We start from the raw sequence: 13,362 nt of genomic DNA, 5'->3' as shown, positions 1-13,362 counted from the left end.
CCAGAAAAAGATTGTTAAAGTATAGACAAACAGAAGTGAGACTTTAAATTATATCATAAGCAAAGGAGATTAGAACAATGGCAAGATTTACACTTCCAAGAGATCTTTATCATGGCAAAGGCTGCCTGGATGCATTGAAAACATTAAAAGGCCGGAAAGCAATTGTAGTTGTCGGCGGAGGAAGCATGAAACGTTTCGGATTCCTGGATAAGGTTGAAGCATATCTGAAGGAAGCCGGAATGGAGGTCCGCTTATTTGAAGGGGTGGAACCCGACCCTTCCGTTGAGACTGTTATGAAGGGCGCCGCGGCAATGCGGGAATTTGAGCCGGATTGGATCGTATCCATCGGCGGCGGATCACCTATTGATGCTGCCAAGGCAATGTGGACGTTTTACGAATATCCGGATACGTCCTTTGAAGACCTTTGCGTTCCTTTTAATTTCCCGGCTCTGCGTACCAAGGCAAAGTTCTGCGCCATTCCTTCCACCTCCGGCACGGCTACCGAGGTGACGGCTTTTTCTGTAATTACCGATTATGCCAAGGGGATCAAGTACCCTCTGGCTGACTTTAATATAACACCGGATGTTGCAATTGTGGATCCGGATCTGGCAGAGACCATGCCGGCGAAGCTCACTGCGCATACCGGTATGGATGCCATGACCCATGCGGTAGAGGCTTATGTATCAACCCTGCATTGCGATTACACCGATCCCCTTGCCCTTCATGCAATCAAGATGGTAAGTGAGAACCTGGTAAAATCCTATCAGGGGGATATGGAAGCCCGGGCCAGGATGCATAATGCCCAGTGTCTGGCCGGAATGGCATTTTCCAATGCGCTGCTTGGTATTGTGCACTCCATGGCTCACAAGACCGGTGCGGCCTACAGCGGCGGGCATATTGTACATGGCTGTGCCAATGCCATGTATCTTCCCAAGGTAATTAAATATAATTCCAAAGAGGAAGCCGCTGCACAAAGATACGCTGAGATTGCGGCGTTCCTCGGACTGGAGCCCAATACGGACGCTCTGATCAAGCATATCAACGACTTAAACAAAGCACTTGATATTCCGTCCTGCATCAGGGACTATGAGGGCGGCATCATTGATGAAGCGGAATTTCTTGAGAAGCTTCCCTTGGTGGCTGAACTGGCGGTAGGCGATGCCTGCACCGGCTCTAATCCCAGATCCATTACCCCCGCGGAAATGGAGAAATTATTGCATTGCTGCTATTACGATACGGAAGTTACTTTCTAAATTAAAGCAATAAGAGGAATAAGAAGATGCCCCTGATACACAGAAGGAATTCGTTCTGTGCACCAAGGGCATCCCTTTTTTATCATCATCTTTTTATCATTGCCTTTTTAATCCCTGATTTATCATAAGCCGTCATGTGAATTTTCCTGCTTTTTTTCCTGCTTTTCCAGCTTGTTGCGAATTCTCAGGTCCTGGAAAAACTCCTGGAGCACCCCCGCACATTCTTTCTCCAATACACCGGTCTCCAGCTCTACCTGATGGTTGAACTCCTCCCGCTGGAGCAGGTTCAGAATGGAACCGGCGCAGCCCGCCTTAGGATTCATGGTTCCTACCACCACTCTCTTCATCCTGGACTGGACAATGGCTCCCGAACACATCTGGCAGGGCTCCAGGGTCACATACATCACGCAATCCTCCAGCCTCCAGTCACCCATGACCTTACTTGCCTTCTCAATGGCAATCAGCTCCGCATGGGCAAGGGTTGTTTTCCTGGTATTGCGTTTATTATACCCTCTTCCAATGATCTTGTCCTGATACACGATAATACAGCCGATCGGAACCTCACCCAGGCGGATGGCCTTTCTTGCCTGCTTCAAGGCTTCCCGCATGTATTTTTTATCTTTATCCTCATCACTGCCTTTATTTTGTTTCTGCTCTCTGCTTTCTTTGTAATCTGCTTTACTCATTTTTTTATTCCTTTGCATATGGACTAGTTTGTCCTCTTTTGATATAGTATATTACAGGAACAAATGCGTGTTCCTGTAATCGTGGTGTACGATTTAGATATAGTCGTTCTGATAACTTATATTATAACATTCGCAGATTAGAAACTCAAGGAGGTGACACCATGCTGATCCATGGTTTCAATAAGACAACACTGCTGGATTATCCCAGGCATCTGGCGGCAACTATTTTTATCGGCGGCTGCAATATGCGCTGCCCCTTCTGCCATAATGCTTCCCTGGTAACCGGAACCGCCTCACAGCCTGTCCTGCCAGAGCAGGAGATTCTCTCCTATCTGGCAAAACGGACCAATATCCTGGAGGGCGTATGCATCACCGGCGGCGAACCTACGCTACATCCGGATCTTCCCGGATTAATCACCCGGGTGAAGGAGCTGGGGTACCGGGTCAAGCTGGACACCAACGGAACGAATCCCGCGATGCTGAAAGATCTGGTCAGCCGGGGGCTGATCGATTACGTCGCTATGGATATCAAGAATTCGCCGGAGAAATATGCCCTTACTGCCGGCGTTAATCTGCCTCTCCTTAAGCCGGTCATGGAGAGTGTTGATTTTCTGCTGTCCTCGCCTCTGGACTATGAGTTCCGGACCACCGTGGTAAAGGAATTGCACACGGCCCAGGATATGCTGGAGATCGGCCGCTGGCTGTCCGGTGCAAGAGCCTATTTTCTTCAGGCCTACAAGGATTCCGGTGACATCCTGTCTCCGGGGCTCAGCAGCCCTTCTGCCGAAACTCTGAAGGAGTATGTCCGGCTTCTGGTGCCCTTTATTCCTGCCGTATCCCTTCGGGGTGTGGATTGACAAGGGGGCTGCGGATGATCAATTACTATGAAACAGAACGCCTTATCCTGAGGCAGTTAGGGAAAGAGGCCGCTCCTATGGTTCTGGCCTTCTACCTGGAGAACCGGGATCAGTTTGAACCCTGGGAGCCTAAGCGCAGTCCTAATTTCTACACCCTCTCTTACCAGAAGGCTTTTCTCACCGCAGAATACAACCAATCTGCTGAGGGAAAGCTCCTTCGTTACTGGGCATTTCTAAAAAACAAGCCGGATGAAATTGCGGGTTCTGTCTGCTTTCAGAACATTTTGAAGGAGCCCTATCACAGCTGCAGCATCGGGTACAAATTCGGAGGAAAATATCAGCACCAGGGCTATGCACTGGAGTGCATCCGGAGATCCATCGAGCTGATGTTCTCCGAGTATCATCTGCACCGGATTAATGCTTTTATTATGCAGGAGAACACGCCCTCCCTGCAATTAATCAAACGTCTTTCCTTCCACTACGAAGGAACCTGCCAGGCCTTTGCCCGGATTAACGGAATATGGACCGACCATGAGCATTATGCGCTGGTGAATCCTGTTTATTAAAGGGCGACCGGCACATACCAATAACCAAAATCTCCTTGGCGGAGTTCCCTTTTACGGATGGATTTAAAGTTTTCAAAACCGAACATTTTTGCCATAAACCGTTCCCTGTTGTGGTAGATCCCCGGTACCCCCAGGATATAACGGGAGCCGTACCGATCCTTCATTTTTGCAAAAATCAAATGGTGGTAGCAGTAATATCCATGCACCAGAAAGCTGTTGCTGCTCAGGGCCCATAGCTCTTTCGGAAACAGTCCCAGGTCTTCCGGCTCTATTTTCGCACAGAGCAGGATCTCATTATCTTCAAAGGGATAGATTCTTGGATGCTTCTCGAAGATCTTTGCCACAATTCCGGGTTCCGCCTCCTCTTCCTTCTCCTCCGGCCGTCTTCCCGTTTCTTCCGTCTGCACCGCATCGACCTCCTGGGTCCAGGCCTCCGCCTTCTGCGTTTCCGAAGGAAGTCCTTCTGCGCCGGCCGTGAGTACAGCTTCCTGCCGCTCCCTGTTATCTGTACCATGCGTCAAAGTCTTCACCGCCTGCCCGAAGACACTGCCGCCTCCTGACAGGCTGGAGGCGGCACCCTGTAAACGCTCTACTGTTTTATAGCCGCCCGGCAGCCGGTATCTGGGACGCGAAAAATCCTCCTCCGGCGCCCAGACCTGCTGCTTATTTCTGGGTCTTAAGGCTGCCAATACCTTCTCCGCCTCAACCGGCCTGTCATCCCATTCCGTAGCAAAAAACACACTATCTTTCAGAAAGAGAAGAAGCCCTCCCACCTCTGAAAGAGAATGCCCGGAATCCATAATGTTGGCGGCATTCACCGTCAGCTTGCTGTCCATAACCTGATTCTTCAGCACCGCATCTCCCACATAGATTAAGTCCATACTCTTATTATCCCTGCGGATCAGATAGGTGGGAAAAATGCTGTCCAACTGGCCGATCAGCTGCATATGTAAAGTGATTTTACATTGCCCGTCCCTTGTTTCCACCCGCGCAAAGCCGATATTCTTTTTCTTCTCTCCGTTCTCGTATTGATACATGTAGGATACCATTCTTTTATAATCAGTCACAAGCATTCCCTCACTTTCCCGCTTTCCATGAATATTTCCGCTCCGCAGGGTAAACTTTTCCCATTGGCTTGTTTCACAATTCTATTAAATATATTCCCGGCCGTCGGCCAATATTCCAACGAGAAGCCAATACACGCTTTTTTACAGAAACCTGATCATAAAAAGAGGTCGACCCGGTAATCTCCGAATCTCCCTCTTTGGCTGTTATAGCTTTTGCTGATTACACCAGGCTTTCGCACCAGGCATAATTCTATCCTTTTAATCACATCTCACTGATTTCCCCATGGAATTCCTGCAGGGACTTCACTCCCACCGCATTGTTTCTTACGGCCTTAATGCCCGCGACAGTTGCCTTGGCGGCCGCCATAGTGGTGACGTAGCTGATTCTCCCTTTGATGGCCGCTTTGCGGATATAGCTGTCATCAAAGGCCCCCTTCTTATCATCAGGGGTATTGATTATAATATCAATCTCGCCATTGGTTATGGCATCCAGGATATTGGGCCTTCCCTGCTGCAGCTTAAAGATCTTCCTTGCCGGGATTTGATTGGCCGTGATCATGTCATAGGTGCCTCCGGTGGCCAGTATCTGAAAGCCGCATTCTGCAAAGCCTTTTGCAACCTCTACCAGCTCCGCCTTGTCCCTGTCATTAACACTGATTAATACGGTTCCGCTCTGGGGCAGCTTCGCCTTGGTCGCCTCCTGGGATTTATAAAATGCTTCTCCAAAGGTCTCCGCCATACCCAGCACCTCGCCGGTGGAGCGCATCTCCGGCCCCAGCAGCGGATCTACCTCAGGAAACATATTAAAGGGGAATACCGCTTCCTTTACCCCGTAATGGGTGAACTTACTTTCCTTCAGTCCCGGAACGGGAGAGACTTTGCCGGTCAGCGTGCCGGTAATGATCTGTGTCGCCAGCTTTACCATCTGGATATTGCATACCTTGGATACCAGCGGCACGGTACGGGATGCTCTGGGATTGGCCTCCAGAACATAGACGGTTCCATCCTCGATGGCATACTGCATATTCATCAGTCCGCATACCTTCATTTCCTTGGCGATCTTCATGGTATATTCACGGATGGTATTGCGGTTCTCGTCACTGATATGCAGGGAGGGGATTACACAGGCCGAGTCTCCCGAATGAATTCCCGCCAGCTCGATATGCTCCATAATCGCAGGCACAAAAGCATTGGCTCCGTCACTGATGGCATCCGCCTCGCATTCCAGGGCATTATTCAGGAAACGGTCAATGAGGATCGGACGGTCCGGCGTTACCCCGACTGCCGCCTTCATGTAGATTTCCAGGCTTTCATCGTCGTGTACGATCTCCATTCCCCGTCCGCCCAGCACATAGGAGGGACGAACCATAACGGGATAGCCTATTCTTCCTGCAATCTCCAGAGCCTCCTTTCCATTGACTGCCATTCCCGATTCCGGCATGGGGATGTCCAGTTTCTCCATCATCTCCCGGAACAGATCCCGGTCCTCGGCCAGATCGATGGTCTCAGGCGAAGTGCCAAGAATGTTCACTCCGTATTTCTTTAATTCCGCCGCCAGATTCAGCGGAGTCTGGCCTCCGAACTGGGCAATTACCCCCAGAGGCTTCTCCTTTTGGTAAATGCTGAGAACATCCTCCAGTGTCAGCGGTTCAAAATACAGCTTATCCGAGGTGTCATAGTCCGTGGAAACCGTCTCCGGATTACAATTGACAATGATGGTCTCAAAGCCCAGCTCCTTTAAGGCAAAAGCAGCGTGGACGCAGCAATAGTCAAATTCGATACCCTGGCCGATTCGGTTCGGCCCGCCGCCCAGGATCATGACCTTCGGTTTATCAGAGCAGGGGGATTTATCCGCCTTTAAATGATAGGTGGAGTAATAGTAGGCCGCGTCCTTTGTACCGCTTACATGAATCCCCTCCCAGGCCTCCTTGATACCGGCCTCATAACGGGCATTCCGGATACTTTCCTCGGCAATCCCCAGCAGACCGGCAAGATATCTGTCAGAAAAGCCGTTCAGCTTGGCGCTTCTAAGGGCTGCGACGGGAGGCACATTGCCATGCCAGGATTTTAATGCCTCTTCCTCTAATACCAGCTCTTCCATCTGCTCAATAAAGTAGTGCTTTATTTTCGTCAGTTCATGGAGTTCATTGACCGTTGCACCTTTTCTCAAGGCCTCATACATGATGAACTGACGCTCGCTGGTGGGGATATGAAGCATGTTCAGCAGCTCCTGCTTCGACTTGGAGGCGAAATCCTTGGCATAGCCCAGACCGTAACGGCCGGTCTCCAGGCTTCGGATCGCCTTCTGGAAGGCCTCCTTATAGGTCTTGCCAATGCTCATTACCTCACCCACTGCTTTCATCTGGGTTCCCAGCTTATCCTCGGCACCCTTGAATTTCTCAAAGGCCCAGCGGGCAAATTTAATTACCACATAATCGCCGTCCGGTACATAGTTATCCAGGGTTCCGTATTTGCCGCAGGGGATATCCGACAGATCCAGGCCGCAAGCCAGCATTGCCGATACCAGCGCGATAGGAAAGCCGGTGGCCTTGGAGGCAAGGGCGGAGGAACGGGAGGTTCTGGGATTAATCTCAATGACCACGATTCTTCCGCTCTCAGGATCGTGAGCAAACTGTACATTGGTGCCGCCGATCACCTGGATCTCATCTACAATCTTATAAGCCTGTCTTTGCAATTCCTCCTGGACTTCCTTGGAAATGGTCAGCATCGGTGCCGAGCAGAAGGAATCTCCCGTATGTACGCCCAGGGGATCGATATTCTCAATGAAGCATACCGTAATCATCTTACCGGTGGCATCCCGCACCACCTCAAGCTCCAGCTCTTCCCAGCCCAGTATGGATTCCTCCACCAGAACCTGACCCACCAGGCTGGCCTGTAAGCCTCTTGCCACTACGGTCTTCAATTCTTCCACATTATAAACCAGGCCGCCGCCGGCGCCGCCCATGGTATAGGCCGGACGGATAACTACCGGATAGCCCAGGTCTTCCGCGATAGCCAGCGCTTCCTCCACGGTGTAGGCTACCTCGCTGCGGGCCATTTCAATACCGAGAGCGTTCATCGTCTTCTTAAACTCAATCCGGTCTTCCCCCCGCTCGATGGCATCCACCTGAACACCGATCACTTTGACATTGTATTTCTCCAGAACACCGGCCGCGGCTAATTCAGAGCAAAGATTTAGACCTGATTGTCCGCCCAGATTCGGGAGCAGACCGTCGGGTCTTTCCTTTTCGATGATTTGTGTCAACCTCTCCACATTCAGTGGCTCAATATAGGTTACATCTGCCGTCCCCGGATCTGTCATAATCGTTGCAGGATTGGAGTTCACCAATACGATTTCATACCCCAGCTGCTTCAACGCCTTGCAGGCCTGGGTGCCGGAATAATCGAATTCACATGCCTGCCCGATAATAATCGGGCCGGAGCCAATAATCAGTACTTTGTGAATGTCTTCTCTCTTCTTCATAAAAATCCCCTCTCGATTGGTTTGGAAAAGCTTTTCCGTCGTTTACTAAAAATGGGCAAAAAAAATTTGTCATTTTCTTTTTGTCTTTTCATAGCTTTGAGTTGTTTCAATGCATGGGTCCTCCAGCTGCCCTCTTTATTGTTATATATCATAATCGATTACTAATCATTATGCAACCGGAGAACTTATTAAATTTTACATCCCTATTCATAAGCATTACTTATCTCTTAACCTTAGTTCCTGCTCATGTATATATAATAACATACAGCTTATAATTATGCAATAAAATTTTTAATTATTCTATACTTTTATATTTTCACACTTCTCACAATTCTTCAAAGTGTCCATAAGCCCGACATAATTAAGGATTATTGGCCCCTTGTATAATTATTAATTAAAAATGATGTTGTATATTTAAAACATAAATCAGATAAATCGGCAAGGAATCATACCGATAAATATAGGGAGTGTTATGTAAAAGCTATACTGCCGATCTTTACATAATACTCCCTGCATATAAATCAAATCATACTCGCACCGCATCCAACTGATCCGCCAGAGCAGCAAATTGTTCCAGCGTCAGCGCTTCTCCGCGGATATTCCCCGAGACACCGATTGCGGAAAGCGCCTGTAGAATCTCTTCCTTAGAAAAGGACAGCTCCGATGAATTATTCAGGCCATTGACCAGGGTCTTGCGCCTCTGGTTGAAGGATGCACGGATCATGCGAAACAACAGCCTCTCATCCTTTACCACAACCGGAGGTTCGGTATGCAGCGTCAGATTAATGACGGCCGACCCCACATTAGGCCTGGGCATAAAACAATTAGGCGGGACGTTGGCAGCAATGTAGGGCCTTGCATAGTACTGCACTGCCAGAGACAGGGCGCCGTAATCCTTACTGCCGGGAACCGCCTGCATCCGGTCCGCCACTTCCTTCTGCACCATCACCGTGATATTCTTCAACGGAAGGCGGCGCTCCAGCAGATCCATGATAATGGGTGTCGTTATATAATAAGGAAGATTTGCAACCACTTTGATAGGGCGGTTCTGATTTCTTTCCTTTACCAGCTCATTTAAATCCAGCTTCAGAATATCCTCATTGATGACGGTGACATTATCATATTCCGACAGGGTATCCTCTAAGATGGGGATCAGCATCCGGTCAATTTCCACCGCTACCACCTCTTTGGCATGTTCACACAGGTATTGCGTCAACGTACCGATTCCCGGACCCACCTCCAGGACAAAATCCTCCTTTGTAATATCCGCTGCCCGGATTATCTTATCCAGGACATGGGTATCAATCAAAAAGTTCTGTCCGAATTTCTTCTGGAATACGAATTTATATTTATTCAAAATCTCTATTGTATTTTTGGGATTGCCCAGCTGCGCCATAAATCTCTCCATTCTTCCTTATTCTTCAACCCTTCGGGTCAGGTGGTTTATTCCTTGATCCGATAGAAGCGCTTTGCGTTCTCAGATGTTACTTTCACAACCGTATCATAGTCCACCTGCTTAATGTTTGCAATTTCTCCGGCAACATAGGTCAGATAGGTTGAGTCATTGCGCTTTCCCCGATAGGGCACCGGTGCCAGGTAAGGACAGTCCGTCTCCAGAACCAGCTGCTCCAGAGGAGCATAAGCTACAACTTCCTTTAGCTTCCTGCCATTGGTAAAGGTCAGCACCCCGCCGATTCCCAGGAAAAAGCCCATATTCAGATATTGGCGTGCTTGCTCCACGCCGTAGGAAAAGCAGTGGATAATTGCTCCCAGCTCGCCTGCCTTTGCCGATTTCAACATTTCATAGGTATCATTGGCGGCATCCCGGCTATGAATGACCAGGGGCAAGCCAAGCTCCCGGCCCAGTTCGATCTGTCTCTCAAACCAGATCTTCTGCACAGCAGGCTCCGAGGTGTCCCAGTAATAATCCAGGCCAATCTCTCCGATTGCCAGATTCCTGGGATGTGCCGCTTTCCCTTTCAGCCATGCGAAGTTCTCCTCGTTAAGCTCTCCGGCGGATTCCGGATGAATGCCCACCGCAGTGTAGATATACGGGTATTGCTCAGCCAATGCCAGCACCCTGTCGACGCTGTCCATGGTGGAACAGATATCTACCACATATTCAATTCCCTCCTTGGGCAGCCTGTCCAGCAATTCCTCCCTGTCTATGTCAAATGCTTCGTCTTCATAATGCGCGTGTGTTTCAAATATCATAATCTTTCATGGTTCCTTCCGTAATTAATCATTCCAACTTATAGAATAGATCAAAACTATAGTTTTCGCAATCCTGTTTTGATTTTATTCCTTATCCATATGCTTCCTTCCCTCTCATCCGCATCCCTGTTCTGTTTAAACCCCTCTTCCTCTGTTCATAAGAAAGCTGGTTTTAGATCTGTAGCAAGAAAGCCCAGGAGGGGTCTTGGGCTTACAATTCTGTTATACCATTAATCATACATAACGTCAATAAATACGGGCAAGAACCACTATCACACGGCCTTGCCCATAACACTTTTTATATCATTTCTTTAAGCCGGCCCATCATCCCCCCGGAATACCGTTTCTCTATTCCACGGTCACGGACTTGGCCAGATTCCTCGGCTGATCTACATTATAGCCGCGGTGTACGCAGGAGTAGTATGCCAGCAATTGGAGCACCACTGCGGAGGTAAAGGGGGTAAAGTAATCCGACGTCTTCGGCAGCTCAATATGGTAATCATAAGCAGACTCTTCTACCTCCGCCTTGCCATTGGTGATCATCACCACAAAGGCTCCTCTTGCCCGAACCTCCCGAACATTGGATACCATTTTGGAAAATACTCTTGCCTGGGTTGCCAGCGCAATCACAGGAACTCCCTCGGTAACCAGGGACAGGGTGCCGTGCTTCAGCTCTCCGGCGGCGTAGGCCTCGGAATGGATATAGCTTATTTCCTTCAGCTTGATGGACCCTTCCCAGCACAGGGCGTAATCTAATCCACGGCCAATGAAAAAAAGATCCTCTTTATCCACAAGATGCCTGCAGATATCCCCCACTGTCTCATCAAAGGACAGGGCTTTCTCTATGGCAGGAATGACTTCTTTTAACTCCTTTATATAGCACGCACATTCCTCCGGGGTAATCGCTTTTCGGATGAGGGCAAACTGAAATGCCAGCAGATACAGGCAGGAAAGCTGCGCCGTATAGGCCTTGGTGCTTGCAACTGCGATCTCCGGGCCGGCATGGGTATAGAATACATAATCGCTTTCCCGGTCAATGGTGGATCCCTTCACGTTGACAATGGAAAGGGTAGTAGCTCCCGCCTTCTTTGCAAGCCGGAGGGCGGCAAGGGTATCTGCGGTTTCCCCGGACTGAGAGATCAAGATCACCAGCGTATCCCGGTCTATGATCGGGTCCTTATAGCGGAATTCAGAGGCGATCTCTACCTCCACGGGAAGCCGGACTAATTTCTCCATCATCGTCTTCCCCACCAGCCCCGCATGCATGGCTGTTCCGCAGGCTGCAATAATAACACGGCTTACCTTCTCAAAGACCTCGCCGGGAATTTGATCCACTGTAAAATCCGGCAGGTTCTCCGGGGATATTCTTGGCGTAATGGTTGAACGGACGGAATCCGGCTGCTCATAGATTTCCTTCAGCATGAAATGAGGATAGCCGTTCTTCTGTGCGGCGGTAATATCCCAGCTGACATGGAGCATAGCCGGTTCTACTTCGTTCCGGTCAAAATCATATATAGTAACTGCTTCCTTCGTCAGTTTGGCGACATGGCGCTCCGGCAGCACAAAGTAATCCTTGGAATAGTCCATTAATGCCACCAGATCGGAAGCGACAAAGGAGCCGTCCTTTACATGGCAGGCAACCAACGGACTGGCATTGCGCAGAGAATAAATCACCTCCGGCTCCTCTTCAAAGAGAATGCAAAAGGCATAGGCTCCTTCAATCTTCTCGGCAGCCCTCACAATTGCCGCAATAGCATCCTTCTCATACAGGCTGTCAAGGAGCATTGCAACGATTTCCGTATCCGTCTGGGATACCGGAATTCTCCCGGTTTTGGCAAGCTCCAGCTCCAGCGCGTGATAATTCTCGATAATTCCGTTGTGAAGCAGGGTCACTCTTCCATGAGTGTGGGGATGTGCGTTCACATCCGTTACCCCTCCATGGGTGGCCCAGCGGGTATGGCCAATGCCGCAGGTTCCGCTGACCTCCGGGCCGGATTCTGTTTTAGCGGCAAGATCGGACACCTTACCCACCGTTTTTATGGTATTCACCCTGCCCTCATGGCAGAGTGCAATGCCGGCGCTGTCGTAGCCCCGGTATTCCAACGCGGCAAGACCGTCTAATAATATATCTTTCGCCTCATGGCTTCCTGTATATCCTATAATTCCACACATAGCAAGTTCTCCTTTTGCCCCGGCATAACTCCCGGGTAGTTCTCAAATTGAGCACAGAGCACCAGACCGGCTCTGTACCGGCCAATTTTTTTGGCCTGACCGACGGTTCCAGTTTATCAATCATTCGCTTAAATTCACCTGATCGCGGTACCAAAAAGCGGTATTACAAAGCTCTTCCGTAAAAAACGCTCAAAACAACAAGCCGTAAGCCACTTGTCTTACGTTCCTAAGAGAATATGCATTTTTAACTATACTGCTCAAGACCGCTGAATAAAATCTAAAACAATATGAATTCACAGCACAATAAAGCTTTGTCCTCTTATACAAAGTCAGTGTTGCACCTAATTCACCTTACCGGTTATGCTGCTTTGTTCTGTCGTTACCGACGCTTTTGACAGTCATATTACGTGCCCGGCAGCACGAGAGAGCATCCGCCGAATAGTTCGATAAGCCCTCTTCCTCGTTAACCTCCAAGTTACTTTCCCCAATGGAGGTGCATGGCGCTAATAAAATGCATTTCTGCAAATCAGATCCTGGGTTGATCCTGTGAACGGGTACCGGTATCACAATCCTGCTTCCAGATTTATTGCTGCAGGCGAAGCGATTCGCGAATCTACTCCTACCTCATTGTATACATTAACCCTCCTTTTTGTTCCTGTTTCCTGGCTGGCACTCACTTTCTTTGCCCAAGCTTCCTCCGGGATAACTGCAAACGGCATCGTTACTGCAGACCGTCTTACAATGCATATTCCCCTCAGCGGGATCAGAAGGTGATATATGTGATGCGTACATGTTATCATCTGAAGGGTAAGTTGTCAATGCCGGTATTTAATAGCAAAAAAAGAGGGATGATCCCTCTATTTGGTGCCTCATCCCTCTCCGGCTTAATATTTATTATTTTGTCTGCCGATCCCTTCTTTTTTCACATTATTGCTCTGGTTCTGATTCTCCGGTTTTACAGAGCCGGTGACACTGTTGAACTTCTCCTGTTCCTTCTTCTGCTGATGCTTCTCCTGCTGTTTCACTCTGCCGCTCCTCCTTCTACGCCACGGTGTCAGGCACC

Annotated in this window: 10 protein-coding genes; 3 read left to right on the top strand and 7 right to left on the bottom strand. The window is 49.2% G+C overall.

Annotation, left to right across the window (positions count from 1 at the left end; translation table 11 throughout):
* Nucleotides 1-77 precede the first annotated feature (77 nt).
* Nucleotides 78-1,253, top strand: a complete 1,176-nt coding sequence (locus HNQ56_RS13905) for an iron-containing alcohol dehydrogenase (RefSeq protein ID WP_429147225.1) — start codon at nt 78-80, stop codon at nt 1,251-1,253.
* Nucleotides 1,254-1,375: 122 nt separating this feature from the next.
* On the opposite strand, the gene tadA is transcribed toward HNQ56_RS13905, so the two are convergent.
* Nucleotides 1,376-1,939: a tRNA adenosine(34) deaminase TadA gene (gene tadA / locus HNQ56_RS13900; RefSeq protein WP_429147222.1), complete on the bottom strand. Its 564-nt coding sequence runs from the start codon at nt 1,937-1,939 to the stop codon at nt 1,376-1,378.
* A gap of 161 nt (nt 1,940-2,100) precedes the next feature.
* Here tadA and HNQ56_RS13895 point away from each other — a divergent pair, with 161 nt between their 5' ends.
* Nucleotides 2,101-2,796, top strand: a complete 696-nt coding sequence (locus tag HNQ56_RS13895; RefSeq protein WP_429147219.1) for an anaerobic ribonucleoside-triphosphate reductase activating protein — start codon at nt 2,101-2,103, stop codon at nt 2,794-2,796.
* Between the two features lie 14 nt (nt 2,797-2,810).
* The gene (locus HNQ56_RS13890) at nt 2,811-3,362 is read left to right on the top strand and encodes a GNAT family N-acetyltransferase (protein ID WP_429147217.1); all 552 of its coding nucleotides are present in this window, start codon (nt 2,811-2,813) and stop codon (nt 3,360-3,362) included.
* On the opposite strand, the gene HNQ56_RS13885 is transcribed toward HNQ56_RS13890, so the two are convergent.
* The 6 genes from HNQ56_RS13885 to HNQ56_RS13860 all read right to left on the bottom strand — a co-directional run bounded on the left by HNQ56_RS13885 (nt 3,359) and on the right by HNQ56_RS13860 (nt 13,324).
* Nucleotides 3,359-4,429: a DUF6128 domain-containing protein gene (locus tag HNQ56_RS13885; protein WP_429147215.1), complete on the bottom strand. Its 1,071-nt coding sequence runs from the start codon at nt 4,427-4,429 to the stop codon at nt 3,359-3,361. The two genes, HNQ56_RS13890 and HNQ56_RS13885, sit on opposite strands and share 4 nt — an antisense overlap.
* A gap of 262 nt (nt 4,430-4,691) precedes the next feature.
* A complete protein-coding gene (gene carB / locus HNQ56_RS13880) occupies nt 4,692-7,913 on the bottom strand; it encodes a carbamoyl-phosphate synthase large subunit (protein WP_429147212.1) in 3,222 nt (1,073 codons plus the stop codon).
* A 526-nt stretch (nt 7,914-8,439) separates the two neighbouring features.
* Nucleotides 8,440-9,309 (bottom strand): 16S rRNA (adenine(1518)-N(6)/adenine(1519)-N(6))-dimethyltransferase RsmA, encoded by an 870-nt coding sequence (gene rsmA, locus HNQ56_RS13875; RefSeq protein WP_429147698.1) that lies wholly within the window; start codon nt 9,307-9,309, stop codon nt 8,440-8,442.
* A gap of 47 nt (nt 9,310-9,356) precedes the next feature.
* Nucleotides 9,357-10,127, bottom strand: coding sequence for a TatD family hydrolase (locus HNQ56_RS13870; protein WP_429147209.1), 771 nt, complete (start codon nt 10,125-10,127; stop codon nt 9,357-9,359).
* A 348-nt stretch (nt 10,128-10,475) separates the two neighbouring features.
* The gene (gene glmS, locus HNQ56_RS13865; protein ID WP_429147207.1) at nt 10,476-12,299 is read right to left on the bottom strand and encodes a glutamine--fructose-6-phosphate transaminase (isomerizing); all 1,824 of its coding nucleotides are present in this window, start codon (nt 12,297-12,299) and stop codon (nt 10,476-10,478) included.
* Between the two features lie 884 nt (nt 12,300-13,183).
* On the bottom strand, nt 13,184-13,324 hold the full coding sequence (locus HNQ56_RS13860) for a hypothetical protein (protein ID WP_429147205.1): 141 nt from the start codon (nt 13,322-13,324) through the stop codon (nt 13,184-13,186).
* Between the last annotated feature and the right edge of the window lie 38 nt (nt 13,325-13,362).

The sequence above is a fragment of the Anaerotaenia torta genome (assembly GCF_050433395.1).
In the GTDB taxonomy this organism is placed as follows: domain Bacteria; phylum Bacillota; class Clostridia; order Lachnospirales; family Lachnospiraceae; genus Mobilitalea; species Mobilitalea torta.
This window is presented reverse-complemented; position numbering and strand designations above follow the sequence as displayed.